Source organism: Photorhabdus sp. RW14-46, assembly GCF_963887965.1.
Classification (GTDB): domain Bacteria; phylum Pseudomonadota; class Gammaproteobacteria; order Enterobacterales; family Enterobacteriaceae; genus Photorhabdus; species Photorhabdus laumondii.
Genome location: NZ_CAWPHH010000008.1, coordinates 52,215 through 77,795 on the forward strand (window position 1 = coordinate 52,215; position 25,581 = coordinate 77,795).

The 25,581-nt window shown below is 41.6% G+C and carries 28 protein-coding genes, 6 pseudogenes and 1 riboswitch; of the genes and pseudogenes, 13 read left to right on the top strand and 21 right to left on the bottom strand.

Annotation, left to right across the window (positions count from 1 at the left end):
* Window positions 1–12: 12 nt before the first annotated feature.
* From AACQ38_RS09100 to AACQ38_RS09145, 10 genes are read right to left on the bottom strand one after another with little or no spacing between them, the layout of a single operon-like run.
* Window positions 13–798, bottom strand: a complete 786-nt coding sequence (locus AACQ38_RS09100; RefSeq protein ID WP_011147209.1) for a cobalt-precorrin-6A reductase — start codon at window positions 796–798, stop codon at window positions 13–15.
* The gene (locus AACQ38_RS09105) at window positions 795–1,520 is read right to left on the bottom strand and encodes a precorrin-3B C(17)-methyltransferase (RefSeq protein WP_011147210.1); all 726 of its coding nucleotides are present in this window, start codon (window positions 1,518–1,520) and stop codon (window positions 795–797) included. Before AACQ38_RS09105 ends, AACQ38_RS09100 begins: the two co-directional genes overlap by 4 nt.
* Window positions 1,514–2,575, bottom strand: coding sequence for a cobalt-precorrin 5A hydrolase (cbiG, locus tag AACQ38_RS09110; protein WP_011147211.1), 1,062 nt, complete (start codon window positions 2,573–2,575; stop codon window positions 1,514–1,516). The genes AACQ38_RS09105 and cbiG overlap by 7 nt, the downstream gene beginning before the upstream one ends.
* Window positions 2,556–3,329: a cobalt-precorrin-4 methyltransferase gene (locus AACQ38_RS09115; protein ID WP_165577944.1), complete on the bottom strand. Its 774-nt coding sequence runs from the start codon at window positions 3,327–3,329 to the stop codon at window positions 2,556–2,558. The genes cbiG and AACQ38_RS09115 overlap by 20 nt, the downstream gene beginning before the upstream one ends.
* Window positions 3,322–3,891 (bottom strand): decarboxylating cobalt-precorrin-6B (C(15))-methyltransferase, encoded by a 570-nt coding sequence (locus AACQ38_RS09120; RefSeq protein WP_011147213.1) that lies wholly within the window; start codon window positions 3,889–3,891, stop codon window positions 3,322–3,324. The genes AACQ38_RS09115 and AACQ38_RS09120 overlap by 8 nt, the downstream gene beginning before the upstream one ends.
* A complete protein-coding gene (locus AACQ38_RS09125) occupies window positions 3,881–4,483 on the bottom strand; it encodes a cobalt-precorrin-7 (C(5))-methyltransferase (protein WP_165577945.1) in 603 nt (200 codons plus the stop codon). The genes AACQ38_RS09120 and AACQ38_RS09125 overlap by 11 nt, the downstream gene beginning before the upstream one ends.
* Window positions 4,480–5,616, bottom strand: coding sequence for a cobalt-precorrin-5B (C(1))-methyltransferase CbiD (cbiD, locus tag AACQ38_RS09130; protein WP_165577946.1), 1,137 nt, complete (start codon window positions 5,614–5,616; stop codon window positions 4,480–4,482). The genes AACQ38_RS09125 and cbiD overlap by 4 nt, the downstream gene beginning before the upstream one ends.
* Window positions 5,613–6,245 carry a cobalt-precorrin-8 methylmutase gene (locus AACQ38_RS09135; RefSeq protein ID WP_011147216.1) on the bottom strand — a complete coding sequence of 211 codons (633 nt, stop codon included), beginning with the start codon at window positions 6,243–6,245 and terminating at the stop codon, window positions 5,613–5,615. The genes cbiD and AACQ38_RS09135 overlap by 4 nt, the downstream gene beginning before the upstream one ends.
* A gap of 14 nt (window positions 6,246–6,259) precedes the next feature.
* The gene (cbiB, locus tag AACQ38_RS09140; RefSeq protein WP_113026393.1) at window positions 6,260–7,219 is read right to left on the bottom strand and encodes an adenosylcobinamide-phosphate synthase CbiB; all 960 of its coding nucleotides are present in this window, start codon (window positions 7,217–7,219) and stop codon (window positions 6,260–6,262) included.
* Complete coding sequence (locus tag AACQ38_RS09145; protein ID WP_113026394.1) at window positions 7,216–8,598, bottom strand: cobyrinate a,c-diamide synthase; 1,383 nt, start codon at window positions 8,596–8,598, stop codon at window positions 7,216–7,218. Before AACQ38_RS09145 ends, cbiB begins: the two co-directional genes overlap by 4 nt.
* Window positions 8,599–8,612: 14 nt before the next feature.
* On the opposite strand from AACQ38_RS09145, the gene AACQ38_RS09150 reads away from it, so the two are divergent.
* The 3 genes and pseudogenes from AACQ38_RS09150 to AACQ38_RS09160 all read left to right on the top strand — a co-directional run bounded on the left by AACQ38_RS09150 (window position 8,613) and on the right by AACQ38_RS09160 (window position 11,898).
* Entirely contained in the window at window positions 8,613–8,735 is a 123-nt protein-coding gene (locus tag AACQ38_RS09150; protein ID WP_255562387.1) for a hypothetical protein, read from the top strand.
* A riboswitch (cobalamin riboswitch) is annotated at window positions 8,700–8,885 on the bottom strand. Its footprint overlaps the gene before it by 36 nt.
* A gap of 468 nt (window positions 8,886–9,353) precedes the next feature.
* A pseudogene (locus tag AACQ38_RS09155) lies at window positions 9,354–9,949 on the top strand (molecular chaperone TorD family protein).
* A gap of 422 nt (window positions 9,950–10,371) precedes the next feature.
* Window positions 10,372–11,898, top strand: coding sequence for a trypsin (locus AACQ38_RS09160; protein ID WP_165577947.1), 1,527 nt, complete (start codon window positions 10,372–10,374; stop codon window positions 11,896–11,898).
* Window positions 11,899–11,949: 51 nt separating this feature from the next.
* On the opposite strand, the pseudogene AACQ38_RS09165 reads toward AACQ38_RS09160, so the two are convergent.
* Window positions 11,950–12,110, bottom strand: a pseudogene (locus AACQ38_RS09165) (IS4 family transposase); the annotation flags it as partial.
* 28 nt (window positions 12,111–12,138) lie between these two features.
* Window positions 12,139–12,252, bottom strand: a pseudogene (locus tag AACQ38_RS24040) (DNA-binding protein); the annotation flags it as partial.
* A 109-nt stretch (window positions 12,253–12,361) separates the two neighbouring features.
* On the opposite strand from AACQ38_RS24040, the gene AACQ38_RS09170 reads away from it, so the two are divergent.
* The 3 genes from AACQ38_RS09170 to AACQ38_RS09180 are packed head-to-tail and all read left to right on the top strand — an operon-like array spanning window position 12,362 to window position 13,741.
* The gene (locus AACQ38_RS09170) at window positions 12,362–13,066 is read left to right on the top strand and encodes an XRE family transcriptional regulator (RefSeq protein ID WP_165577948.1); all 705 of its coding nucleotides are present in this window, start codon (window positions 12,362–12,364) and stop codon (window positions 13,064–13,066) included.
* Between the two features lie 44 nt (window positions 13,067–13,110).
* Window positions 13,111–13,449, top strand: coding sequence for a hypothetical protein (locus tag AACQ38_RS09175; protein WP_165577949.1), 339 nt, complete (start codon window positions 13,111–13,113; stop codon window positions 13,447–13,449).
* Window positions 13,442–13,741, top strand: a complete 300-nt coding sequence (locus AACQ38_RS09180; RefSeq protein ID WP_112894097.1) for a hemolysin XhlA — start codon at window positions 13,442–13,444, stop codon at window positions 13,739–13,741. Before AACQ38_RS09175 ends, AACQ38_RS09180 begins: the two co-directional genes overlap by 8 nt.
* A 423-nt stretch (window positions 13,742–14,164) precedes the next feature.
* On the opposite strand, the pseudogene AACQ38_RS09185 reads toward AACQ38_RS09180, so the two are convergent.
* Window positions 14,165–14,385, bottom strand: a pseudogene (locus AACQ38_RS09185) (IS4 family transposase); the annotation flags it as partial.
* A gap of 86 nt (window positions 14,386–14,471) precedes the next feature.
* Between AACQ38_RS09185 and AACQ38_RS09190 the strand changes: the two are divergent.
* Both AACQ38_RS09190 and AACQ38_RS09195 read left to right on the top strand, forming a co-directional pair.
* The gene (locus tag AACQ38_RS09190) at window positions 14,472–14,621 is read left to right on the top strand and encodes a hypothetical protein (RefSeq protein ID WP_165577950.1); all 150 of its coding nucleotides are present in this window, start codon (window positions 14,472–14,474) and stop codon (window positions 14,619–14,621) included.
* A 19-nt stretch (window positions 14,622–14,640) separates the two neighbouring features.
* Window positions 14,641–14,931 (top strand): HigA family addiction module antitoxin, encoded by a 291-nt coding sequence (locus tag AACQ38_RS09195; protein ID WP_011147221.1) that lies wholly within the window; start codon window positions 14,641–14,643, stop codon window positions 14,929–14,931.
* Window positions 14,932–15,016: 85 nt separating this feature from the next.
* On the opposite strand, the pseudogene AACQ38_RS09200 reads toward AACQ38_RS09195, so the two are convergent.
* Window positions 15,017–15,177, bottom strand: a pseudogene (locus AACQ38_RS09200) (IS4 family transposase); the annotation flags it as partial.
* A gap of 86 nt (window positions 15,178–15,263) precedes the next feature.
* Between AACQ38_RS09200 and AACQ38_RS09205 the strand changes: the two are divergent.
* From AACQ38_RS09205 to AACQ38_RS09220, 4 genes are all read left to right on the top strand, one after another.
* Entirely contained in the window at window positions 15,264–15,437 is a 174-nt protein-coding gene (locus tag AACQ38_RS09205; RefSeq protein WP_165577951.1) for a hypothetical protein, read from the top strand.
* A gap of 325 nt (window positions 15,438–15,762) precedes the next feature.
* Window positions 15,763–16,335, top strand: coding sequence for a hypothetical protein (locus tag AACQ38_RS09210; protein WP_165577952.1), 573 nt, complete (start codon window positions 15,763–15,765; stop codon window positions 16,333–16,335).
* 443 nt (window positions 16,336–16,778) lie between these two features.
* On the top strand, window positions 16,779–17,537 hold the full coding sequence (locus tag AACQ38_RS09215; protein ID WP_162107584.1) for a phage tail protein: 759 nt from the start codon (window positions 16,779–16,781) through the stop codon (window positions 17,535–17,537).
* Complete coding sequence (locus AACQ38_RS09220) at window positions 17,537–18,163, top strand: tail fiber assembly protein (RefSeq protein ID WP_165577953.1); 627 nt, start codon at window positions 17,537–17,539, stop codon at window positions 18,161–18,163. The genes AACQ38_RS09215 and AACQ38_RS09220 overlap by 1 nt, the downstream gene beginning before the upstream one ends.
* A 44-nt stretch (window positions 18,164–18,207) precedes the next feature.
* On the opposite strand, the gene AACQ38_RS09225 is transcribed toward AACQ38_RS09220, so the two are convergent.
* From AACQ38_RS09225 to AACQ38_RS09255, 7 genes and pseudogenes are all read right to left on the bottom strand, one after another.
* Entirely contained in the window at window positions 18,208–18,630 is a 423-nt protein-coding gene (locus AACQ38_RS09225; RefSeq protein WP_011147240.1) for a tail fiber assembly protein, read from the bottom strand.
* A 2-nt stretch (window positions 18,631–18,632) separates the two neighbouring features.
* Window positions 18,633–19,115: a gp53-like domain-containing protein gene (locus tag AACQ38_RS09230; protein WP_125026241.1), complete on the bottom strand. Its 483-nt coding sequence runs from the start codon at window positions 19,113–19,115 to the stop codon at window positions 18,633–18,635.
* 51 nt (window positions 19,116–19,166) lie between these two features.
* Window positions 19,167–20,072 carry a GNAT family N-acetyltransferase gene (locus AACQ38_RS09235; RefSeq protein ID WP_165577954.1) on the bottom strand — a complete coding sequence of 302 codons (906 nt, stop codon included), beginning with the start codon at window positions 20,070–20,072 and terminating at the stop codon, window positions 19,167–19,169.
* 40 nt (window positions 20,073–20,112) lie between these two features.
* Window positions 20,113–21,663, bottom strand: coding sequence for a phosphoethanolamine transferase (locus AACQ38_RS09240; protein ID WP_165577955.1), 1,551 nt, complete (start codon window positions 21,661–21,663; stop codon window positions 20,113–20,115).
* 648 nt (window positions 21,664–22,311) lie between these two features.
* Window positions 22,312–23,289 (bottom strand): glycosyltransferase family 2 protein, encoded by a 978-nt coding sequence (locus tag AACQ38_RS09245; RefSeq protein WP_165577956.1) that lies wholly within the window; start codon window positions 23,287–23,289, stop codon window positions 22,312–22,314.
* Window positions 23,290–24,167: 878 nt separating this feature from the next.
* On the bottom strand, window positions 24,168–24,521 hold the full coding sequence (locus AACQ38_RS09250; RefSeq protein WP_242685551.1) for a type II toxin-antitoxin system HicB family antitoxin: 354 nt from the start codon (window positions 24,519–24,521) through the stop codon (window positions 24,168–24,170).
* Window positions 24,522–24,545: 24 nt separating this feature from the next.
* Window positions 24,546–24,700: pseudogene (locus AACQ38_RS09255) on the bottom strand (type II toxin-antitoxin system HicA family toxin).
* A gap of 303 nt (window positions 24,701–25,003) precedes the next feature.
* Here AACQ38_RS09255 and AACQ38_RS09260 point away from each other — a divergent pair.
* Window positions 25,004–25,543 (top strand): phage baseplate protein, encoded by a 540-nt coding sequence (locus AACQ38_RS09260; protein ID WP_165578004.1) that lies wholly within the window; start codon window positions 25,004–25,006, stop codon window positions 25,541–25,543.
* The last annotated feature ends 38 nt before the right edge of the window (window positions 25,544–25,581 follow it).

Sequence of the window (25,581 nt, forward strand, 5' to 3'; positions counted from 1 at the left end):
TTATTGCCCTCATTATTCCTGCCAACTGGCTAGGTGTTGGACAAACTCATCCAGCGAACTAATCTGCTCTCCTTCATCTCCCTGTAAAGTCTGTGTAGGACGGCACACCACAATACAGGGAATATTAAGCGCCAGACAGGGCGCCACTTTCTGTTGATATCCCCCCTCGGCCCCGGACTCTTTTGTAATCACCACGTCAGGGTGACAAAACTCATACACTGCATGATTGAATTCAGCCGTAAATGGCCCACGCAACGCGATAATATGATCGACCCCCAATCCTAACGCTTCACACTGAATCAATACCTCGGCGGTCGGCAATACCCGTACCAACAATGTTTTTCCCGGTAGTAAACGCTGATATAGCTCCAGTTGTTTACTGCCGGTGGTGAGCAAGATCCGTTGTCCTAGTGTCCGGGCAACGTCGCAAGCCGCCTCGATACTATTTACTTTGTGCAACAGTGGATGGCTCAGTAAGTCAATCTCACTGGGACGCTGATAACGAGTAAGCCGCAGTGACAAACGACGACATGCTGTGAGCACATTTTGGCTTAGTGCATCTGCATAAGGATGAGAAGCATCAATCACCCAACGTACTTTATGCTGATCAAAGTAATCCACCATCGCCTCAGCATCCATTCGCCCCACCACCACTTCTCCCTGAATATCACCGGCCAGTTGTCTCCCTGCATCAGTCGCAACAGAGAGACGATAACCTGCTCCTGCTGCATCTAGTGCCTGACAGAGCAACCGGGCATCGCTGGTACCACCGAAAACATGGATAGCCGGATGACTCATAATTCATACCCCCGTGGCGTGATCATCAATCCATCACGGCAATAAGTTGTTTGATTGCCAACAATCACCAGACTGGTCATATCCACCGGGGAGAAATCCATCTCGCCAAACGTAGTAATCCATTTATCCTGTTTTTTACGTCCCGCGGCTTTTACTACGCCAACCGGCGTCTGTGCCGCTTTCCACGGCCGCATAAGGTCAAATGCTTTGGCAAGATGCCCTTCCCGGCCACGGCTACGTGGGTTATAAAAACAGATAACAAAATCGGCTTGTGCGGCGGCAATAATACGTTTCTCAATCATCGGCCACGGCGTTAGCAGATCACTTAAACTGATATGACAAAAATCGTGCATCAACGGCGCGCCTAATAACGACGCCGCAGCAATACTGGCGGTGATCCCGGCGACCAATTTAACTTCAAGATCACACTGTTGCTGGCAAACCAATTCCAGTACTAAGCCGGCCATGCCATAAATTCCCGCATCACCGCTGCTGATCAACGCGACTTTACGGCCGGACAATGCCAGATCGATCGCTTTCTGGCAGCGTTCAATCTCTTTGCACATACCGGTCTTAATCACTTCTTTATCCATCGTTAGATGTTTAACTAAATGGGTGTAGGTTTTATAGCCGACAATAATTTCCGCTTCTTGGATCGCTGCAATCGCGTCCTGCGTCATCATGGATTCATTGCCTGGTCCAATACCGATTACTGTTAACATGATTGTGATACCCCCAAAGTGATAGTGACGCCCTGCTGACGCAAGGTCCGACCAACCAATTTTCCTTCACTCATCAACCAAGCGACAGGCTGCGAAACACTGCCAACCCCCACCGTCTGGCGGACAAAATCGGATGCAGGAAAACGTTGCTCATGAAGACTTAATTCATTAACACTGAACAACTGAAACGGTACACGCCAACGTTGTGCTAGCTGATTTAGCGCCGGTTCATCCTTTTTAATCACAACACTGCCGATGGCACGTAACGCCATCAGATCGAAATGGTTTTCCGCCATCTGCTGCTGCAATAGCTCAATCACTGTTTGCAATGGCGTATCCCGGCGACAACCGATCCCGGCCACCACACGCTTCGGCACCAGTTTGTAAACCGGTAGAGGCAATTCCGGCAATGCATCTCGCAATGTGATACACACCAGCGCATCCAGTTCTGGCAATTCTTCCAGACACGCTACCGAGACAAAACCCCGGATATCACACTGCTCACGTTCACTAAGCAGTGGTTCATCCCACCACAACCCCACTTTTTGACCACTGACCAGCATTTGATTTATCACCTTCACCACGTGGCGAAAATCCTGCATATCGGCATCTAATTGCGTGGCAAGGGTGTCCAGCGCCGCCATGCCATTAACATCGGTGGCGGTTGTGATCACCGGATCAGCCCCCAATAACGCCGCCAAATGGTGAGTCAATGCATTAGCGCCACCCACATGACCGGATAACAGGCTAATAACATGCTGACCCCCTTCATCAATCACCACCACAGCGGGATCATGCATCTTGTCATTTATAAGTGGCGCAAGCAGGCGTACCGTGATGCCCAGCGCCGCCACCACCACCAACGCCGAATAGTGTTTAAATGCCTCACGCAACGTGTCGCCAAAGCTGCCATTAAAAGGCGTAAACCCCGGCTCCAGTAACTTTTCGCTGGTAAAACAGGTCAGAGGAAGATGAGTTTTCAATCGATGTACCAGTCTGACCCCTCCCGGCGTCAGACAGAACACCGCAATCGATTCATGCCCGGCGATATTCATGGCTAAACCCCGCATCATAAAGCTTGGAATAGTGGTACTCCTCTCCCAAAAAAGCACCAACCAGAATCAAAGCGGTTTTACGAATACCCGCTGCCTGTACTTTTTCAGCGATATCCGCCAAAGTACCGCGCACGGTTAAGCTTTCATCCCAAGTCGCTTTGTAGATCACCGCGACCGGCGTCGTTGCCGGATAGCCACCAGCTTGAAGACGCGCAGCCACATGTCTCATTTTCTGTACAGAAAGATAAATCGCCATTGACGTTTGATGAGCAGCGAAGGATTCCAGTTGTTCGAGTGGCGGCACCGGTGTACGCCCTTCAATCCGGGTAATGATCAAGCTTTGCGCCACTTCCGGTACGGTGTACTCCACCCCTAATTGCGCTGCCGCCCCAAGGAAAGCACTGACACCCGGTATCGAGACAAAACTGATACCCGCTTCGGTCAAAACTTCGCCTTGTTCGCGTATGGAACCGTACAACGAGAGATCGCCGGTTTGCAGCCGCACCACCAATTTACCCGCACGTACACCATCAACCATCAGTGCAACAATCTGTTCCAACGTCAGGCCGGCGCTGTCATGACACTCAGCCTCCGGCGGGCAATAATCCAGCAGTTCGGTATTAATCAGTGAACCGGCATAAATCACCACCTGCGCCTGTTGCAGCAAACGGTAACCTTTCAGGGTGATTAGCTCTTTGTCACCCGGTCCGGCCCCGACAAACCACACTTTTCGAGGATCAAAATATTCAGACATCGATCTTCTCCTTGTAACAGGAAATCAGATAAGTCGGATTATTCGGTTTAAAATAGTGACCCGTACCCAAGGTCGCCAGAGTAGATGCTTGTAGCTGTATGCACTCCAATTGACTGATCTGGCAGGTCCGCAAATGTTCCAGTGCATCATTCAGGTTATTCAGCAAAATGAAAGTCAGTACCAAACGGCCACCGGGGTACATGTGATCCAGTGCCCAATCGATCAAGGCAGTCAATTGCCCACCACTGCCACCAATAAATACGGCATCCGCCATCACATCCAACGCTAACGGAGCTTCTCCTGCAATAATCTCCACATTATGACAACCGAGTCGTTGACGATTCTCCTCAATCAAGGCCAGTGCCGCCGGGTTGCGTTCAATGGCAGTAACGGTCAGCGCCGGGAAACATAACGCCGCCTCCAATGCCACACTGCCCGTACCCGCTCCCACATCAATCAATTGGCTAGCACCATTGAGTTCCAGCCGCTCCAGCGCCAATGCACGTACAGGTTCTTTAGTCATCGGCACTTTCTGTCCGCGTAAAAATTCATCATCTCTCATTTAGGATCACCACCACATTCATGTCATAGTCAATCGCCACCGCTTCCGGCCGCAGACGGTGAATACGCTCATTAGGCAAAGAGAGGTTTTCACCAATAATCAATGTACGGCTCAGGCCACGCTCAATAATGGCCTGCGCAATTGCCCGCGGGCCGACGCGCCCATCCGTTACCATGCCTACTTTGTCGTGTTGCAGAAGCCAGTCAAAATCCGGGGTACGCCCGTGACTGCTAGTCAGATAGATATCGTTCATATCCAGCGCAGCTTTGGCACACAGATACTGAATTGAACTGATACCCGGAATGATACGCAGATCATCTGCGGTAAAATATTCAGACAATAATTTGCCAATGCCATATAACAGCGGGTCACCAGACGCTAATACCACAATCCGACGTGTACTGTTGTTCTGTAGCCAAGCAAGCAAACCAGCAAGATCCGCATCCAGTACGCGGGTTTCATGGGTGACGCCGCTAAATATTTCCAGATGGCGTCTACCACCAACCAATACCTCCGCCTCAGTGATAGAGTGCTGTGCCTGCGGTATCAGATACGCAGTATCGCCGGGACCAATTCCCACTACGGTGATCATCGCATTGCCTCCAAAATGTCATTTAATGGGCGACTGGTGCCAAGTATTTGATTATCAAAGGAGAACATGATGGCATCACAGCGCGGCGGGTTAACCGCAAAACGCAACATTTCACTCATTCGTTCACAAATGCGTTCAGCAATACGGTCATAAACCGCTTGCAAGCCGTGTTCTGCAATCAGTTCCATTGCAGCTTCCGTGGTATCGCAGTGACTCACCTCCAACAGCAGTGCCTGCGACGCCCCCATCAGTGCCAGATAAGCAATCAACGTTTCCATGCGGCCATCAGCAATATGACTGTGGGTATGGAAAATGCCGGCGGCCACTTTCACCAGTTTTCCGGGATGTCCCACCAACATGATATGGCGGAACCCAAGCCGCACCGCTTCCTGCAACATGTAACCCACGAAGTTACTCATGGTGACCACTAGCTGACCATCAAGCCCTAATTGTTCACGCACAAAACGCTCACCGTGATTGCCCGGCACCAGAATGACCTTTTCTGCACCCGCCGAACGTTTCATTTCCAGCTCTATCGCCAACGAACGTTTCCAACTCTCCTCCGACATTGGCGTGACGATGCCAGTAGTACCAATGATGGAAATGCCGCCCAGTATCCCCAATCGCCCGTTGTAAGTTTTCTTTGCCCGCTCTTCACCTTCCGGCGCGAAAATTTCCACCTCCGCGCCCCGTAAAGGACCGATAGCTTCCCGTACTGCGGCCTCAATGGTCTGACGCGGTGTACGATTAATCGCAGAGCTGCCTACCGGTAATCCCACACCTTTACGGGTAACCGTGCCGACACCTTCCCCGCCCCGCAGATGGATCTCACCGTGATCGCACAAGGTGACACGAGCAAAAATCAACATGCCATGAGTGGCATCTACATCATCGCCACCGTCTTTACGGATAGCGGCGGTCGCCTGCTGCCCTTCGATCAACGGCTGTTCAACGTTAAGGCGTAATGTCACACCCGAAGGGGTAACAATAGAAACGTGATCGATAACTTGCTGACGCAGCACCATTAATGCGGCAACCTTAGCGGCAGCGGTAGCACAGGAACCCGTGGTATAACCCTTGCGATACTGCTTACCGTTATGCCAGATGCTGTCTAGTTGCATGGTGTCACTCATTGTGCCTCCTGCAATCGGTACAGAATGGCATTGATAATCGCTGCCGCGATATTACTTCCCCCTTTACGACCTGCGGCGGCGATACAAGGCAGTTCACTTTGCATCAAAGCGGCTTTCGATTCCGCCGCACCGACAAAACCGACAGGCACCCCAACCACCGCCAATGGTGAAGCCTTCCTTTCCAGCAGACGGAACAGGGCGGTTGGCGCGTTACCGAACACGAAGATTTTGTCCCCTTCTTCCGCCAGTGCGACGTCTACCGCGGCCATAGAGCGCGTGATACCCTGCGCTTTCGCCATCGCAACCACTCGCGGATCACTGATATAGCAGCGGCATTCACACCCCATCTGATGTAACAGTGCTTTGTTGATACCGGACTGAGCCATCGTCGTATCGGTATACAAGGTGCATCCCCGACGTAATGCCTCTGTCATGCGGGACAGCACACCCGGCGAGAACCATAAAATATCCAACCAGTCAAAATCTGCGGTGGTGTGGATCACCCGTTTAATCACCGCTTCTTGCATCTCATCAACAAAACGATAATCGGGGCGCTCACTGGCAATAATATCGCCAATGATTGCGAAGCTATTCTGTTCAATTTGCTGAGGTTTCTGGAGGTAATTCATATTGTTGCCCTTTTTTAAGCCATGCCGACCAACAGTAAGCGCAACAGCGCAAACAACAGTAAGGCCAGTTGCGAAGCTATCATCATCAAATAGATGCTGAGCGGGATATCCGTCAGCGCAATTTTACGGCGTTCATCACCCATCCAGGGTTTTTCTACTCGTTCACCAAAATAACAACTCGGACCACCAAGGCGGATACCCAACGCTCCCGCAACCGTCGCTTCCGACCAGCCACAGTTAGGACTGGTATGCTGATAACGATCACGCCAGCCAATACGCAGTGCCTGACGAAAATCAAGCCGAATGAACCAAGCCGCAGCACTTAACAACAGCCAACTCAGCCGCGCCGGTAACCAATTCGCCAGATCATCCATGCGAGCAGAAACATACCCAATGGCGCGATATTCCTGAGTTTTGTACCCCACCATTGAATCAAGGGTGTTAATCGCTTTATAAGCCATTGCCAACGGCGCACCACCAATCATCAGGAAAAACAGTGGCGCGATAACCCCATCAACGCTGTTTTCCGCCACCGTCTCCACGACTGCGCGCGTGATTTGCGGTGCATCCAGTTGAGAAGTATCGCGCCCGACAATCCATGACAATTGCTGGCGACTCTCATCCAATAAGCCCTGTTGTAATACGCCATGTACCTCTAGCGCGGTATCACTCAGACAACGGCCAGCCAACAGGGTATAAATCATCCACACTTCGACCAGCCAGCCGACCCAAGGATGAATGGCGTTCATCAGCCACAAGCATCCCCAACTCACCAACCAAGTCAGCCCAACAACCACTATCCATAGCCCTGCTCCACCGACTTTCAATGCTCGTTCACTGTGACAACAGCGCCGAACCGCCCGCTGTACCAAAGAGATCAGCTTACCAATCCAACGCACCGGATGAGGCCAATGCGGCGGATCACCTAACCAGCTATCGAGCAAGAAAGCAGCAAACCAGGCAGCAAGTGTCACAATAACCTCCTCGCAGACCTCAACCAGCGATCAAGCAGACTAGGACGCTGAGCAAAATGGATATGAAGATAACTAGCCAGTGTCTGCTGTACCTGATAGCCTCCGGCCCATTGCTGTATTGCCATCCCGTCACGCCATTTAGTACAGTCAAAGACTGAAGGCACTGAGCTGATAAAATCAGAATAATGAAACTCGTGGCCCCGTAAAATCTCACCTTCTGCGGCCAGCAAAGTGTCAAAACGGGCCTGTGCCTGACAGTAACCAAAGCGCATCAACCGCGTACCCATATGGCTTTCCCCCGGCAGAATACCGGCCATCTGGTGACTCGCCCCTTCTCCATCGGTCAACGATTTCCCAAGGTACATCAGGCCACCGCATTCAGCATAAATGGGAACTTGACGACAATGCGCATCCTGTAAAGCTTCCCGCATGGCACTATTGGCGGCCAACTTAGCGGCATATATTTCCGGGTAGCCCCCACCGAGATAAATCATCTGACAATCGGGTAAACGGCGATCATGCAGTGGACTAAAACGGTGAATACGGACCCCCACCCGTTCCAACATCTCCAGATTATCTGGGTAATAAAAATTAAAGGCTTCATCATCTGCTAACGCTAGCGTCAAGCCATCAGCCAATGCGGGATCAGGCAATGATGGTGCCTCACCCTCGGGTAAAGTAGGACAGTCACAAAGCGCTAACAGACGATCAAGATTGATATGCGCCTCCACCTGCTGAGCCAGCCGCTGCCAGCGAGCATCATTGTCAGCCTGCTCTTGAGCAGGAATAAGGCCAAGATGACGAGACGGTAATGACACATCCTTCATCACGGGCAAACGCCCCAGCACCGGCACACCACAATAATGTTCAATCGCATGACGAATAAGTTCGAAATGATTTTCAGAATTGACGCGGTTAACAATGACGCCCGCAATCGTTAGAGAGGGATCAAAACGACAAAAACCCAGAACAGTGGCGGCAACAGAGGTCGATACTGCCTTGCCGTCCACCAACAAAATCACCGGGCATCCCAACTGCTTAGCCATTGCAGCGCTACTGCAATAGTTTGGGTTGGTACCATAACCATCATACAACCCCATCACACCTTCAATGACCGCGACATCAGCATGACGCATGTGCTGATTATAAAGACCATTAAGCGTCGCGGTTGGCAGCATAAATGCATCAAGATTACGAGATGCTACGCCACACACCGAGCTGTGCCAGCCGCTATCCAGATAATCCGGCCCCACTTTAAACGGCTGGACAGTCAACCCTCTCAACATCAATGCTCGCAAAATGCCAAGGGTAACCGTAGTCTTACCACAACCACTACCCGTACCCGCGATAACAAATGCCTTCCTACCTGACCATTGCATAGAAAATTCCCGATATGTCGATCGGAAAAGGAGCGCCAATAAGACGTGCCAACACCGCGCACACCACTTGGATGACAACTCGCTTCCCACCGAAGGAGTTAATGTCTCGTGCCTGTCAGGTCGGTCTTCTGGCTTAGCGTCACCCTTCCCCGCAACCTTCCCAGTCTTTCCGACCAGTGGCATCAGCGGAGTTGTCAGCATCACAGCAGCGGGGGCTGCGGAGGACTTTCACCTCCTTCCCAACCACACCATTAAGGTGCGGTATTAACCTAACGGCGGTTTATACCCGTCATCTTTCAAGTTGCCTCTTTGTTGGCTGCACTCTCTCACCCCGGTCACATAGTTTTCTATGCTCCCGGGGATTCGCTCCCTTGCCGCCGCGACGCATCTTGAAATCCATAGGGTTTATTTATTTTTAACGTGGTCTACTTTTCAAGTTATTAATTATTAGATAACTAATGATATTCATTTTTACCATAATAACCTTATTAAATTCATTGAATTTAAATGCAGATTAAATATATATTTCTCACACCAATAAAGCGGCTAATTTTATTATTTTCGGCGATAAACTTATGCGCTTTATAACAAAAATCACCATCAATCTGGTGATAAAGATGGTAACAACATAGCAACAGATTAATCATTGATCATAATCAACTATCTATTCATATCACATAAGCTTATGATGTTTTTTATCATAAAATCGTTCCTTACATCATCTGTATAACCACAAATCACAATGAGGACTACCTATGTTATTATATACCTCCATACCTCGTATTCTTGGCGCCTGTTTTTATTACTCACCGAAATCAGAACAAGTCCGCCCACTAATTCCATTGCTTATCGATATTGATAAATTATTTCCCTGATCAAATAACTGCAAAATAGAAAATCTGACAAAAAAGCTCGCGACCTTCTCAGCCGAATCTCTACAATATGACGACTCTATCTTGTTCGAAGGACAAGGCGTTATGCCAACCCACCTTGGGGATCGGTTTATCTGGACAGAGAAAACGCGTTATCAGGTGTAAGCACGCTGGCTTACCGGGAATTTCTGGCAAAACAGAATATTGTCATATCCAGTGAACAACGGGAACCCGAAGATCAATTCGGTCTGATACTGCTGGCTTTGGTTTACATTTTGGAACAAGGACATAAACCCGCTGCACGTACATTGTTAGAACAGCACTTACTGCCTTGGGCTTACCATTATCTGGAATTGATGCAGACAACCAAACTAGAAAATGATTTTTATCCCATTTTAGCCACTATTGCTATTGACTATTTAAAAACACTGCAAACTGAATTAAAACTCATTCCGGCAAGACTAAAATTATTTTGCTAACACTTTTATTATTCCACAACAAATGCTCCGGGTGATAAATTTAGTAACAACTAATAAATATACATTCTCCCTGAGTTCAACTCTCATTTAATCAACTCATCCTTTATAACAACGAATTTATACCAGAAAAATCTTTATAACCCGTCCTCGTTCCATTGAACGTTATAGCTCTATTGCCGTATATAAAACTATTTAGCTGATTTTTATGTTATTTATTATTGGCTATGGATAACAGGCAGCCAATAGAATGATCTTATGCGCTAAAAAAACTGTCTATTAATTCATAAATTAGTAAACATTAAATACTCATATAGAGGATTTATTAAATTTCTAAAAAAAACTTAGCCATAAACTTTATTTCATTGAATGTCTGTTTCCATTACATGGAAAGATTAACAATGTAAACAACACGAGGTAAAAATATGAAGAAAATTTTTTTAGCTACACTTATTACAGGGATTGTATCAGCAAGTTTTTTTGCACAAGCACTTCCCGAAAATAACAGCGAGCATATTGCTGATCTGCAAGACAATACCAGCAACGAAGCTCCACTATTAAAATCTACCGATCCGGGCGCTGAGCGATTTAAGCATGTCGGAAAACTGAGCGGTCGCGGCCAATGTACCGCAACACTTATTGCCGGTTCAGAAACCCCTGATGCCAATCAACAAGCACTTATTCTTTCCGCGGGCCATTGTTTTGATTCTTCATTAGATACCAATGAAGTCATCATTGATCAACCTGTAGGCCCAGGTTGGACATACACGCCAAACTACTTCATTGACTTAATTAATGAACACCAACCTGTTGATGTTGATAGAGTTTTATACGCAACAATGAAAGGCGGCGACCTTGCGGTTTTCAGACTTAAAGCAACGTATGGTGAGTTGGCAAAGCGCGGAATACTGCCGGTAACCTTACAAAAAGATCATGAACCATCGGCATTAGAATTAACCAGCCAGCAGATTGAACTTGCTCATATTCCGGTCAATGGCATAGAGAGTGATAAACGTTACCTGCGCTATTCGGCTTGCAACATTACTGGAAAAGCTTCGCTTGTATATGAAGGCATATGGGCTTGGTCTCCGGCCGCTGCGGTTAATTGCGCCGGTGTTGCAGGAGGAACTTCGGGTTCACCGGTTATGTTAAAAGATCAATCCAAGATAATTGGTGTATTAAATACCACCGTCGATCGAAGTTACTGGGGTTGCGGTCTTAACCGGCCTTGTGAATTTATTATCGATCACAGTTTCTCACGTACAGGTGCCAGCTATTATATGCCTATTGATAAAATTGCACGTGCATTTACTTCTGATGGAAAACTGGATTTAAGTAAATTTGATGATGGCAAAGGGATCACTATTAACGCCAGCGGCCCATTAATTACAAAGGGTACCGTTAACAACAAACCTGTCACCTGGAATTTACGCCTTGAAGAGAAAGGTTTTGATAATATTCGCTATAAAAGAGGACTTGCGAGTAATGTTGATTGTACCGATCCTAAAGGATACAGCAAACCTGTTCCAGTCACGACACAACCGCTGGAAAAACTTACCGTTCCTTCCAAAGAAGGGATATATACCATGTGTGTCATTGGGCAACATTCTGCAAATAAACGCTGGCAGAGTACATCTAACGCATCAATAAAATTACGTGAAATTGATAACACCCTTCCGGGAATAAGACCGGATTCAACATTACTTTTTGAAACAGATGATAGCTGGGTTATCGACCTCAGATTTAGACCTTGGGAAGTTGTTGATATACGTTATAAAGCAGGCCCAAGAAAATCGACAAAATGCGATGATTATAAAAATTACTCTACTTATAGAAGAGTACCGATTACGATTAAAAAGAAAGACTCTCCAATACGCTTTTGTATGTATGGCTTAGATCAAGCAGGCAACATAAGTGCAATATTTTTTGAGGACTTTGGAGAACAAAAATAAATTTTTAAAATGGGCCTGCATTTGCGCTGAAAAATCCCCACAAACTCAGCGCTAATAAATCAAAGCCCTATTTCGATAGATTTTGGCAAAATGGTTTAATACATTGTCGAGAGCTATCACTAGTAAAATTAGCGGAGAATATCGTAAGATATTCTCCGTAATATCAAATAAGAAATAACTCGTCTCGATTTAAGGCTATTTGCCTGATATCTTTTGCGGCAGTGCAACCACCCTTATTATTGCGTAAATTGTTTTTTCAAAAAATTCGGTTTTTGGTAATGAGCCTTTTTCTAGCCACTTGTAAATCGCTTTTTTCGTAACACCACACGCAGGGGCGACACGAGAAACACCTATGTCTTTTTATGCTATGTTGATGTCCATTGTTTTTTAGCCCCTTGTTTGTACTCTTGGTATACATTATTATTGAACTGAAAGTTTTTGCACGTGGCTTATTATTGAACCTATGGTACAAACAGAAAAAGTGCGAAAAGAGTTCGCCGATAGGCTTGCACTGGCCTGTAAAAAATTCGGCTTAGATGAACATGGGAGAGGTGTTGTCCTTGCAAAAGCTTTAGGAGTTACACCAAAAGCAGCAAGCAAATGGCTTAACGCCGAATCACTTCCCAAACCAGCCGCAATGAAAGGTATCGCTGATTATTTGCAAGTTGATTTGGTATGGCTTCAATTAGGAGTAGTAAAGAATACAGATGAACAAGGAAAAGTAGAGTATGCCGGAAAGCTAAAAGATGGACTTGTTAGAGTAATAGGAGAAGCTATTCTTGGCATTGACGGTGCCGTAGACATGGTTGAATTCTATTCCGGATGGTTGCGTATTTATAGTTCCGATCGGGATGCATATGGATTAAAAGTAAAAGGCGACAGCATATGGCCACGCATACAGTCCGGCGAATTTGTTGTTATTGAACCGAATACCCTAGTGTATCCTGGTGATGAAGTTTTTGTTAGAACACGTAACGGACATAACATGATAAAAATCATGAACATCACACGAAATGGCGATTATCGGTTTTCAAGTATAAATAGCGATCATCGACCAATAACAATTCCTAAGAATGATGTAGTAATGGTCCATTATGTATCGGCTATTATAAAAAACACGCGTTACATTGATGATGACGAGATTAGCCAAGGTGAACAACCCGTTTAAATTTATTTATTATCAATATGTTATATTTAATCGCAGGAGAAATAATGTCTTCAATGTATGAAAATTTTGAATTCATTACCGCTGAAATATTGGGTGAGTATTTTGATTCAAAAGGAGTTATCCCTCATTGTAGTCTTTGTGATAACGTACATTTTACCGTTCCCCAAGTTGGGATGACAGGTTCTGTATCTTGTAGTATGAATATAGGACCATATGTTAATGTATTTAAAGCAGAAAGCACATACCACAAAAATACGGACAATTATTACATTTCAATTATTTGTAAAAAATGTGGGAATGTAATGATGATAGATACATCACAAGTTCTTGAGTGGGTAAAACAGAAATACCCTGCTATCATGGGGAAAGATAGCAATGAATAAACGAGATAACGTGGTTCCAATAAGAAGTGATTTGCCATTTAAAACAGGCGGCAATAGTGGTGACGGAGGCAGCAACGATATGCTTGAAATCAGAGTAAAAAAACTTGAAGATGATCTGAACCTCATCAAGACTGATCTCGCAATTATGAAAGCTAATTATGCAACAAAGGAAGATATTGCATCTGTGAGAATTGAGGTTCACCAATCTATTGCAACTCAAACCAAATGGATTGCCGCCACAATGTTAGGAATAACTGGTCTGGCAATTGGTATTGCAAAGCTCGTCTTCTAAAGACATATATCACCTATTACCCACCCGGTTAGGGTGGTTTTTCTTCTCCTTCTTCCATCAATATCCATAATTTCATTAAAAATCAAATAAGTAAAACAAAATCACACAAAGAAATTGTACTATTAGCACTTTGCAATATTGTACTAATAGTTTAGTTTACTACTATCACATCAAAGGCACACAGTGAACAGGCAACCCGTATGCGGTTGGTTCACTGTCCCTATCGGGCTAATATCTTCCTATGCTGCGTATAAATACAAGAACCCAATAATTAAAATTATATGTACGTTAATAGCATTAGTATTTTTAATTCCTGTAATTGCCGCTTTATTAGGTTCGATGGGATTAGTTGAATTTTAAATAATGACGAAGTTAAAAACCGACCTCGCAAATACGCTGAGGGGAATCCCCACAAACTCAGAATTAATAAATCAAAACCTTATTTCGATAGATTTTGGCAAGATGATTTAATACATTGTCGAGTGCTATCATTAGCAAAATCAACGGAGAATATCAAATAAGAAATAACTCGTCTCGACTTAAGGCTATTTGCCTGATATCTCAAGTTAAGGCCCTTTATTTTCAGCATTGAATACCATTAGCCAAAGGATTATCGTACTCAGCGTAGCTAATAAGCTCAGGACGGATTATTCAGAGCGTTTGCTGATTTTTTCATTTTTACTGACAAATATCAATTCAATTAAAATGTCTCAGTTTTTTCAAGTTTAATATGATAAACATCACCTATACCCTATGGATTTCAAGATGCATCGCGACGGCAAGGGAGCGAATCCCCGGGAGCATAGATAACTATGTGACCGGGGTGAGGGAGTGCAGCCAACAAAGAGGCAACTTGAAAGATAACGGGTATATATACTGAACTACGAGGACTATCATTAATGACTAAACGTATGCCACCCCATCCGGGGCGCTATATCTCTGACGAGATAGAGCACTTAAATATTAGTCTTAGAGCGCTTGCTCGTGCACTGGATGTCTCACCGTCAACTATTGGGCGTGTTGTTGAAGGTAGCGCGGCAGTAACGCCAGGAATGGCCGTTCGTTTAGCCAACGTGATCGGCAGTACGCCGGAAATGTGGCTGAGACTCCAGGAAGCGTATAGCTTGGCACAAGTTAAACAGGAAATAGATTTAACTCGTCTCACTCCCCTGTTTACGCCAATACCTTAACATGGCGGCAAGCTCCGTCTGGTGAACGGAGCTGAATTAAAACAGAGCGCCGGATAAAAAAACCAGCACTTTGTCAATAATCTGACGGAGAATGTCGTAAGACATTCTCCGTAATATCAAATAAGAAATAACTCGCTTCGATTTATGGCTATTTGCCTGATATCTCAGGTGAAGCCCTTTATTTTCAGCATTGTATACCACTAGCCAAAAGATTATCGTACTCAGCGTGGCTAATAAACTCAAGACGGATTCTTCAGAGCGTTTGCTGATTTTTTCATTTTTACTGACAAATATCAATTCAATTAAAACGTCTCAGTTTTTTCAAGTTTAATATGATAAACATCACCTATACCCTATGGATTTCAAGATGCATGGCGACGGCAAGGGAGCGAATCCCCGGGAGCATAGATAACGATGTGACCAAGGTGAGCGAGTGCAGCCAACAAAGAAGCAACTTGAAAGATGACGGGTATATAATCATATTAATACAACAAACATACAGATGATGTTTTTATAATTGATGGAATTATTTTGAAATTAGATAAAACCAATTTGTTATTATTTACATAATAAACCACATCCGTAAAAGATGCATTCACAAACATTTCATCAGGATGTGCATTTAAAAAAACAATTCAACAGATAAAAATATGAATTATACTTATAATTACGATATCAATAACGTCCAACAACACTTGCTTAAGTACAAATAAAATAATTTTAATGGGATGAGTTATTAATATCTTATGGAAGCTATCTAACGGGTGAAAATTGACTCACAAAAATCACCTAATGAGGTTCCGAATAATTTCATCAAAGGAGTTTATTAATATGATCACTTTGAAAACGTTAATTGGTACAACTATTGTGATTCTAGCTTCGTCAACACAATTAGCTTTAGCTGCTGAGACAAAAGAAAACATTACCGATAAGGAGGCAACATTAGAAGTTTCAGAAAGTAGAATTTCTAATTTATCAGCCACATATGCACTACAAATTAAAAACTCATCAGCGACAAAGAGTATTACTCTTGTTACGCAATCATCTAATTGCATGTACGATAGTGGAGATGAAAAAATACGCTTAGAGGCAGGTAAAACCTATCTGGGAAATTTACAGGATAATAATAACTGGATAGATGGATGTACAAATGAAACTAAAACTGTCGATTGGAGTGTTAGTTATATTAATGTTGCCAATACCGACACAGAAAATTGTACACTAACATTTCGGCATGGTCGTGGTCATGCAAATTCAGATGGATCTGGCCCTGAATGGTATACATTGATTAAAGGGTGTCCTGATATAGTTGAAAATGCTATCTGCGGAGGCCAGATTTGTTATAACAGCCAAGCTTTTTGGGTAAGAAATCGAAGTGTAAATATAGAGCTTTCCGTTAAATAAATTTGGATGTGTTAGTTGAAACTTTATCTAAAATTGAGAGTTACCTGTTTTGATATGGTTACCAAATCCCATACAAGATTACAGGTAACCCTCAGTTGATTTCGTTATAACAAATCTCCAGAATCAGAATACGCAAATCAGAAAAAGATAGTGACTGATACAGATCATAGCCAATCTGTTTCCACCATGATTGGGAAAGGCACGCATTTTGCCAATATATGTGCTCTACTTTGACCATTTTTAGGTTATTTTATGTACAATAGATGTTCACAATTAAACCATTTGCAATTCTGTTCCCCATAATCGTCATTTTGGTCATTTATTAACACACAGATATACCCAGTTTTTACCCTTTCAATCCCCATTTAATGCCCCAGCACACTGCTTCAACACGATTTATTGTTAATTTATGAATTCTATAAAACCTTGGTTTAACAGAAACCGTGGCATTGGCAAAAAGTGCCGTGCCGAACAGCCGGAAAATTAATGGCAAAGCGTTAAGTGGGGATGTCAGTTTGAATGCCGGAGATGTGGGGGCTTTACCGATTTCGAGTACATTAAGCGCTCAAACAGGCACCTTAAGAATAAACAATGGATCGAATTGGCCGAATATCGAATTCAGAGCAGCAAACAAGCATTTTATCGGTATTGAAGGAACAGCTGGCAATCGTTTGACGATATACGCTAATGATGAAAACAGCAATCGCAAATATACTTTAGCAACACCAGAAAAATCCGGCACGTTAGCAACACTTGATGATATCAACATATCTGTCGGCTCACCCATCCCATGGCCGTTACCAAATGTGCCTGCTGGTTATCTCGCATGCAACGGTCAATCATTTAATAAATCACTATATCCACAATTAGCTATAGCTTATCCATCAGGTGTGCTGCCTGATTTGCGCGGTGAATTTATTCGTGGCTGGGATGATGGGCGCGGTGTGGATCGTGGTCGTGGGGTTTTAACTCATCAGGGGGATGCAATTCGTAATATTACTGGTTATACCCCAGGTACAATTTTACGTGGAAATAATAGTTATGGAGGATGTTTTTCTCTTTCAGGTGAAAAGGCTCCAGGAAATGAATATACAGATGTCTGGCAAAAACAAGTTCTCTTTGATGCTTCACGAGTTGTCCCTGTTGCTTCAGAGAACAGACCTCGCAACATTGCATTTAACTACATAGTGAGAGCAGCATAATGAATACACAAAAATACTCTTTAGAATATGAGATTGCCACATTAGGTAAAGATGGATTAGCAGAAAAAGCGGGCTGGCTGACAATCTACCATGCAGCGCCTAATTCAAGGGAATTTATCGGCACGACACCAGAATATCTAATGAAGGGAGTAGGCATACCGGCGAGCTCCTATACAGATACCCCGACACTTCCTGAATCCGATTTTATGGCTGTCAGGCGCACGGCAGACGGAAATCACTGGGAAATTGTACCCGATTACCGTGGAAAAACAGCTTACAACACACAAACTCGCTTACCGCAAGAAATTACTGATCTGGGTGAACTACCCAAAACCCTGACATTCGAACAACCTACCACTCATTTTGATAAATGGGATGGCTCAAAGTGGGTGACTGACAAAGCAGCAATAAAGGACAGTGAAATTGAGCAGGCAGAACAACTACGCGGCACACTGTGTACACAAGCTAATGAAACCATTACGTTGCTCCAATATGCTGTTGATACTGGATTGGCTTCGGAAGAAGAAAAGACGCTGTTACTTGAATGGAAAAAATATCTGGTATTGCTGAACCGTGTTGATACTTCATTGGTCCCTGATATTAAATGGCCTGAGATGCCAGAATGACAACAATAAGGGCTGCTTATGCAGCCCGATAACAAAAATACATATCAGTATGGTTTTTTAGGCCAGTTAATGTCCGGTGCTAATGTGACATCAATACGACTTAGTGATATTTGGTATTTTTTCCAAGCTACTAATTGTGCTTTTTCCTCATCATTTGCCATATTTAGATCAATAGCATCTTGTAATGGTGCGATTTGGTTTGTTGCTTCAGCTATTAATTGCTGTTTTTGAAATTTAGCCTGTTGCTGTAATTCTTCTTTTGTGGGGGGAGGAATATCTGCCCATTCTGGTAAACCATTTTTACCCGCTATTCGGTATTTACCCTCTGGTGGAATACTGCCAGCAAACTCAATGAAAATAGCCTCATTAACTTCCACTGCATCATTTGGAAATGAACCTGCATTGATATAGTCTTGTTTCCATTCGGCTGGATAAAATGCGTTAGTTGTTGCACTGTAATAATACATAATTAATACCCCACTGCTAACCAATAATAACCTACACTAATACCAGTATTAGCATAGTCATTAGTCAATTTGAATGAAGATGGACTTAGAACAGCGGCGTAACCATTAGCTATACCACCACTGGCTCCTAGTCGATTCACTGTTAACATTACATTCACACATGCATTAGAGAACCTAACTGGTAGCTGAACTGTGATAATCTCTAGAGGCTCTAGAACTCGAGTTACTCCCCACTGATAAATCACTCCAGTATCGCCACATTTCCACCAACCATTTGTAGACTTTAAGGCCATATTTTTGCTGCCATATCGCCCATCACATTCACCTGTGGTATATGCGCCTAGCTCGCCCGGTGACGGTTTGTTTACAGCACTATAAACACGAATACTTGGGTATTCATACACACCTCTGCCGGAAATAGACCCTGTTGCATCCAAGTACCCACCCAAAACACCACCGGATTTTGGGTAAGCACTTTTTGCCAATGCCACGGTTTCTGTTAAACCAAGGTTTATCGGTTGAAAGTATTTTCAATTTTACAGACTCAATATTCTGCCAATTGGTTGTAGGCTACACCATCTGAGTTTGTATTCTCTGGATGGACAGCCGAAGGAATATCTAGCATTTTCATATTGAGAATGAGCTCTTTCTATATTGCTCCAAATTAGTAAAGAGCCAATAGAGTGTTTTTGCAATTCATTTGAAGTATCCATTCCTGCTTGGATAAACTCGAAGATAGTGTGTTCAGAAGTAAATGTCTTTGTAATAAAATGGAATGCACAAGCTTCATCATTGTAAAATAATATATTACCCCATATAAGAGGTTGGATTAGTTCAAATAATTCTTGCGTTAGTTCCCTATCTACACAACAAGACCCCCATCTTTTCTCAGTAAGAGAAAAATAAATATCTGCTATTTCTCTTGGGCTAAAAGATTCACAGTCTACGACTTTTCCTCCAATTTTTAGAAATCGCTTCAATCGGTCTTTATATTTTTTCTGGGATTTTATAGATATTCCACCGTTACCTAATTCTTTAGCAATGCACACTCTTCTATTGGCATTAAATATATATGTTGAATTAATTAAATTTTTCCTGTTTAAAGGAGATATAAATTTTGATTTAATAGGCAATATAAATTTAGCTTCCAGTGATGCGGGGATGATTAATTCGTCATTAGGAATAGCTATACGGATATACTTCGATAATGGAGTACAAGGATCATTTGCAAGAAACTTTCCTCCCCATACGCATATAGCAGCAGTCAATAACCTGTTAGAATCCCTCTGTACATAGTACTTTTCATCACATTTAAAGCGCATGTGAATGAAATCTAAAACAATCGGATGTGTTGCCAGCCCTCCACCGTACATATGGTAACATTCACGATAATCGTCAATGCTAGCTTCTTCCCATCCAACCAGTGATAGTAATGTTTTCATCTAAATTTTTTATCCATTAAATAGTTCACAATATAAAACTTCATTCAGGAATTTTATCTTCCGGTAATGAGCTATATTTCATGACTTTATTACTAAAGTTCAGAACATCATCTTGATTTTCACATATTTCATTAGACAACATTTTACAATTCTCAGGTATTGTCGACTCTTTAATACCTGTCCACTCTGAAAATAGCGTTAAGAAATTCATTGAATTGCGTTGAGCGTTAAGAATATTACGTGACGTATCATCGTAAGATGTAATAAACATAGGGACCTGATAATTCTGCTTATATTTATCATTATGAGCAAGCCTCATCTTTTTACTATCTTTCTCAAAGAAAGAAACGCCATGATCAGCAAAATACATCAAGGACCAATTCTTCTCATTTTTCTGTGCTTCATTAGTAATTATTGATAGCAAGTCATCAGTGTTTTCAATACTCTGTATATAGCAAGAAACCTGCTCTGACTTAAAAAACACCTTGTATTCATAATTTGTTCTGGTACAAGGGGCGGAGTGAGAACCCATTAAATAGATAACAATTAGCTTTTTTTCTTTCTCATCTTCTAAGGCTTTTTTCACAATGGGTATTATATCTGTGTCAGGCATATTTCTGTTAAGACCAGAACTATATTCACCTTTTTTGATAAATAATGGAGCATCAGCCCTTGCTCCCATGCTGGCAACCGGAGTATCAAATATTCCTATAGAACCTTGATTTGATATCCAGTAGGTATAAAAGCCCGCTTTTTTTGCTAATGTAACAATATTATTGCTTAAAATATTTTTACCATCTTTGACCGTTGCTAGTGAATTTGCCAATGATATCTGGGTTGATGGACCTGCTGAGATATAATTTGTAAAAAGCGTCCCATTGGTAGTGCTCATAAAAGGTGTATTATGTATCGGAAATCCATACGCATTCATAAAATCTCTACGTACACTTTCTCCAATCACAACAATGTAGGTGCTATATTTGGGCTTTGCCGATACCGTTCCCCACGTATCTTTCTCACTTAGTATTTGTTGCATTTTTTTATATTCACTTTTCACCCTTATAAAGTTGATAGTGACATCTTTGACTGCTCTAATTTCAGGAAGTCCAGAATCAAGGATATTGAATTCCTTACCCTGTATAAAAGCCTTTAAAGGGTGGTGTATTACCGTAATTAATGTAAAAGAGAATAGAACAATATTAATATTTCTATGTAAATTAATGTTTACTTTCAGAGAGAACAAACAAAAGATCAGGATAAATGTACTAAAGAGATAATATTCAACTGGAATAGAAGAGATAAACTCACTGGCTTCTTGTTCGTTTGTATAGAATAACGAAAGAATTGAGTTGAAGTTTGGTGAGCCATATGTAAGCCCGATAGGGGCATAAACGAGAGTTGCTATACCGAGAACAATAAGCAGGGGCCTGTAAACCACAGTGACTTTGTTTAGCAAAAGAAAAATAAAGAATATAACGAATACATACGCTATTTTTAAGCGATAACCTAAAGCCATATGGGCTAAAAGGCAAAAGATGAAAAGTGCAACAACGGGTAATAGTTTGATTAGGTGGTTTTTTGTAAGTTTCATATTTATCTATCAATAGGGCATCATGTAATAGTAAAACGTAGTTTAGCTCTCGAAAAACAAGAAAAACGGAGATTCAATTTCTTCATCCATCCGAATTTTCTAATAATACTATACTATGTATTTTGCGTTATGTGAATAAGATAAATTTTAGTTACGATTTAAACCTAAATCCTTTACTTGCAATATAAAAGAAACCACATAACGCAGAAGTATCATCATAACCCCCAGTATAGGAAAATACACATAACATGCCAAACGTTAATAGATCATAGTAACAGGATAAAGTAAACAAAACAGTTATTAAATATATGTGTGGCTAAATTTTACTGTATTTATTCCTATTGAATATTTTGGAAAACTGACTTATCAAGGATCAATGTGAATTAATGAGCTATAACCGAGCCTGTGCCCCTGTAATTCAAATTGTGCACTTTTCAATAGAAGACGTAATTGTTATATTTCAGCATTTTTCTCACCAAATGAAAGTGCATTATAAAATGCACACAATTGACCAGTGAAAGAAGATAAAATTCCTAAATGAATTTTATACGATGATAATTTGTTAATGGAAAAGTATAAAGCTTATTAACAGCCTAAAATGGCCTGTTTATGCAGGCCATTTAGATTGTTTTCATGACTATCTAAAAATTAAATTCTATCTTTTCTTTTAGTCAGTAATAAATTAGCCAACAACCAAATTATTTTATTTTTAGAATTAATTATTTTTAGCCTAAATAAAAACTTATTTCTCTTCCGAACAAATTCAGCATCTTGTCTTTGATAAGAAAAATCGGATAAAAAAGAAGAAAGCTCATCAAATCTTTTAGATGCTAGCATTTTCCACATTAGCTGGCCTTTTAGGCTTAAAGCTTTTGATTTAACTTTCCTCATAAAGATTTCACGATCTTCGTTATGGTATTGCGTGTCCATATCTTGATAAATCTTGTCCCAAGCTTGGATTTCATCTATATAATTCTTTACACCCCACTTCTTATTCATGATGGAGTCATTTCGGTAAGTATAATTATAAAGATATTCTGGGATGTAAGAAAATTTTGCTTTACAGATACATAACAAAATAAATAAAATATCTTCTCCTACAATTAGGTTTTCATCAAACCAAATCTTATTTCCTAGCAAAAAATCACGTTTAATTAACATACAGCAAATGCCAAAATAATCAAAATTCAAAAAATTAAATGCCAGATTATTTAAATCTCGATAATCTTTAGAACAAATCTCTTTGCCTGTATAAACATTCTTGAACAAACAAAAAGTAATATCACTCTTTGTCTCACTATTTTTTCGCAACACCGATTCAATAAACGAAGGCTCAAAAGAGTCATCACTATCTAGGAAAGTGACATAATCCCCTTTGGCTTTACTTAAGCCAACGTTTCTTGCTGCGGAAATCCCTCTGTTTTCTTGAGAAAATACCTCAATATTGAAGTATTGTTCAGACAGCCGGTTAAGAACATCCATTGTGCCATCAGTTGATCCATCGTTGACAATGATGATCTCAGTGTTTTTATATGTCTGATTAAGAACACTATTAATAGCATTTTCTATAATATCTTCGACATTAAAGGCCGGGATGATAATTGAAACTAATACATCATTATTCATAATAGTACAATCCGCTAGTTACCTACAGGAATCCTTTAGAATTATTCAATAAAGAGCTTTCAATACTAAATATATATTCTGATATAAGTACATGTGTGAATTGAACCAACATCAGTATTCCTGCTCCTAATTGTCAAATTTAAAGACATTTAATTGATTATCAATATGATTGATATGGGGTATTATACTGCTTTCCTCCCATTAATTGTATCAATTAATGACTAAGGTGAAGATTTACTGTGAAAAATGTTCTCTACCTAGTAACATTATTACTCGCTCACTAATAGAATCAGTCCTGTACTATCACACTTCCAGAATCTTTTTATAGCTTTTAAGCTGAGTTTTTGCCGTTATATCTAATTAGCCTTAGTTTTACACAGTTAAGAATGTGATTTCTTATAGGTTGGTAATTGTCGAAAAATTAAAAAAACTATCAGAATCTAGATTTACAGTAGAACGAAAAAATTTCCCGTATAAAAAATCAGTATATTTTTCACCAATAGGAATTACGTAGTAAATTTATTTTTCACTATGTAAAGTTAATTACACAATGTAATTATAATGTTTACATTGATTACCGTAAAAATTACACAGAATAAAAATATAATGAAAATATTTATCGTTATAAATCTCACTGAGCATTCCCGCAACTCATCGATAGGAAATGAAGTTCATTCAACAGTAAACTAGCTAGATATACAAAAAGAAAACATAAAATTTTAACAACTTTGCGTTTGATGTTTTTGCGTGTATTTGTTCGTTCATGGGTGAAGAAAGTCAGGCCATAATTTTTTATGATTATAGACACAATTAAGAGTTGTATAACTATGATTTGCAAAATAGTGTTTTTATTTAGCTCATTTTTTAAAGATCTTTTGTTATTCAATATCGTATTGTGCCAAACTTTCTTTGTCACGATTATTAATATTCCTCTGCTTTCCGGAAAACTCAGATAAATCAACGTTGATAACAAACCAGTTATCAATGTATTGATATTCTGTGTTTTTTGCATAAACCAGATAGCCAGCATCCTGAATGTGTTCAACTGCGCTATTATTCGCGACCATATCTTCTACTGTTAACAAGATAGCCTCACGCGCCATTATCGCAATGTCTTCTTTATTATCCGCGGCAGAAAAACAGCCATAATCTTCGGCACACAGCGCAGGAATGACCAAACCATGCGCTGTATTTTCATTTTTCGGCAACTCAACACCTACTGAAAAAAACATGATGACCTCCAAAGTCGTCGGGGATTAAACTCTCGCCATTTTCTTTATAGATTTGACAATACCGATAGGCAGATCTTTTTTGGGATGCGGAACCGAGTATGTCTTTCCGGTTATTGGTAACTCCTTCTAAGTTCGCGTCCAACAGCAATCAGCTCTTTTATCAGGTTGGTTGATTTCATATCCTCTCAACCTGACATAAGCATATGCACGCATACACACAAAGTAAATTTATTTATCTCAAATGAACTTGCGTTAAAACGCAAAGTGATGCTAATTTTTCTGTATGTTTTCCACCCAATTATTGTTCGTAATTCCATCGCGGTTAATATGTTTCTTTCCCAATCATTATTTTGGTTATTTATTGACACTCAGATCTGCCCAATTTTTACCATATTGAGTCCCATTGAATGCCTTTAAAAGCTGCTTTGACAAAGATTGCCGTCAGTTAATGAACTACAGAAAGCCTTGGTTTGACGGAAACCGTGGAATTGGCAAAAAGTGCAGCTAATATCAACACCATTTATCCTGTCGGAATCGTAGTTTGGTTTGCACAAAATAAAAACCCAAATACACTGTTTCCAGGTACTACATGGAAATATATTGGTGAAAATAAAACAATTCGTTTAGCTAGTACGAGTGGCTCAAACGTACTGAGTTCTGGCGGTTCTGATAGTGTTACGCTCTCAGCAACGCAGTTACCTGTACATAACCATTCATTTAGTGCAACAACTAGTTCATTTGATTATGGGACAAAGACAACAAACACAGCAGGAAACCATTACCATACTGTAAATGGTATGGGAAGGCCCGGAGATATACGTCCAAAAGTATCTACAACCTCAGGCGGGAGTTATACTTTCCAAAATCCAGATACTAACTCAGCAGGCAATCATAACCACATTGTAGAGATTGGTGTCCATAGCCACTTAGTAAGTGGGACAACAGGAAACACAGGTAGTGGTTCAGTGATAAATGTAGCTAACGCCTATGTAATGTTAATGGGTTGGTATCGTTCTACATGAGTTAAATTGATGGTTTAATTCCTCTTTGTCATTTTAAA

What these genes read in the sequence shown, in the direction of transcription:
- AACQ38_RS09145 (WP_113026394.1), bottom strand. Translation starts at nt 8,598, where the DNA reads ATGCAATGGTCAGGTAGGAAGGCATTTGTTATCGCGGGTACGGGTAGT.
- AACQ38_RS09105 (WP_011147210.1), bottom strand. Translation starts at nt 1,520, where the DNA reads ATGTTAACAGTAATCGGTATTGGACCAGGCAATGAATCCATGATGACG.
- AACQ38_RS09120 (WP_011147213.1), bottom strand. Translation starts at nt 3,891, where the DNA reads ATGAGAGATGATGAATTTTTACGCGGACAGAAAGTGCCGATGACTAAA.
- AACQ38_RS09160 (WP_165577947.1), top strand. Translation starts at nt 10,372, where the DNA reads ATGAAGAAAATTTTTTTAGCTACACTTATTACAGGGATTGTATCAGCA.
- AACQ38_RS09225 (WP_011147240.1), bottom strand. Translation starts at nt 18,630, where the DNA reads ATGTATTATTACAGTGCAACAACTAACGCATTTTATCCAGCCGAATGG.
- AACQ38_RS09170 (WP_165577948.1), top strand. Translation starts at nt 12,362, where the DNA reads ATGGTACAAACAGAAAAAGTGCGAAAAGAGTTCGCCGATAGGCTTGCA.
- AACQ38_RS09135 (WP_011147216.1), bottom strand. Translation starts at nt 6,245, where the DNA reads ATGAATTACCTCCAGAAACCTCAGCAAATTGAACAGAATAGCTTCGCA.
- AACQ38_RS09245 (WP_165577956.1), bottom strand. Translation starts at nt 23,289, where the DNA reads ATGAATAATGATGTATTAGTTTCAATTATCATCCCGGCCTTTAATGTC.
- AACQ38_RS09100 (WP_011147209.1), bottom strand. Translation starts at nt 798, where the DNA reads ATGAGTCATCCGGCTATCCATGTTTTCGGTGGTACCAGCGATGCCCGG.
- AACQ38_RS09205 (WP_165577951.1), top strand. Translation starts at nt 15,264, where the DNA reads ATGATAAACATCACCTATACCCTATGGATTTCAAGATGCATGGCGACG.
- AACQ38_RS09180 (WP_112894097.1), top strand. Translation starts at nt 13,442, where the DNA reads ATGAATAAACGAGATAACGTGGTTCCAATAAGAAGTGATTTGCCATTT.
- AACQ38_RS09210 (WP_165577952.1), top strand. Translation starts at nt 15,763, where the DNA reads ATGATCACTTTGAAAACGTTAATTGGTACAACTATTGTGATTCTAGCT.
- AACQ38_RS09115 (WP_165577944.1), bottom strand. Translation starts at nt 3,329, where the DNA reads ATGTCTGAATATTTTGATCCTCGAAAAGTGTGGTTTGTCGGGGCCGGA.
- AACQ38_RS09235 (WP_165577954.1), bottom strand. Translation starts at nt 20,072, where the DNA reads ATGAAAACATTACTATCACTGGTTGGATGGGAAGAAGCTAGCATTGAC.
- AACQ38_RS09250 (WP_242685551.1), bottom strand. Translation starts at nt 24,521, where the DNA reads ATGTTTTTTTCAGTAGGTGTTGAGTTGCCGAAAAATGAAAATACAGCG.
- AACQ38_RS09125 (WP_165577945.1), bottom strand. Translation starts at nt 4,483, where the DNA reads ATGATCACCGTAGTGGGAATTGGTCCCGGCGATACTGCGTATCTGATA.
- cbiD (WP_165577946.1), bottom strand. Translation starts at nt 5,616, where the DNA reads ATGAGTGACACCATGCAACTAGACAGCATCTGGCATAACGGTAAGCAG.
- AACQ38_RS09220 (WP_165577953.1), top strand. Translation starts at nt 17,537, where the DNA reads ATGAATACACAAAAATACTCTTTAGAATATGAGATTGCCACATTAGGT.
- AACQ38_RS09195 (WP_011147221.1), top strand. Translation starts at nt 14,641, where the DNA reads ATGACTAAACGTATGCCACCCCATCCGGGGCGCTATATCTCTGACGAG.
- AACQ38_RS09190 (WP_165577950.1), top strand. Translation starts at nt 14,472, where the DNA reads ATGATAAACATCACCTATACCCTATGGATTTCAAGATGCATCGCGACG.
- AACQ38_RS09240 (WP_165577955.1), bottom strand. Translation starts at nt 21,663, where the DNA reads ATGAAACTTACAAAAAACCACCTAATCAAACTATTACCCGTTGTTGCA.
- AACQ38_RS09150 (WP_255562387.1), top strand. Translation starts at nt 8,613, where the DNA reads ATGTCGATCGGAAAAGGAGCGCCAATAAGACGTGCCAACACCGCGCAC.
- cbiG (WP_011147211.1), bottom strand. Translation starts at nt 2,575, where the DNA reads ATGAATATCGCCGGGCATGAATCGATTGCGGTGTTCTGTCTGACGCCG.
- AACQ38_RS09175 (WP_165577949.1), top strand. Translation starts at nt 13,111, where the DNA reads ATGTCTTCAATGTATGAAAATTTTGAATTCATTACCGCTGAAATATTG.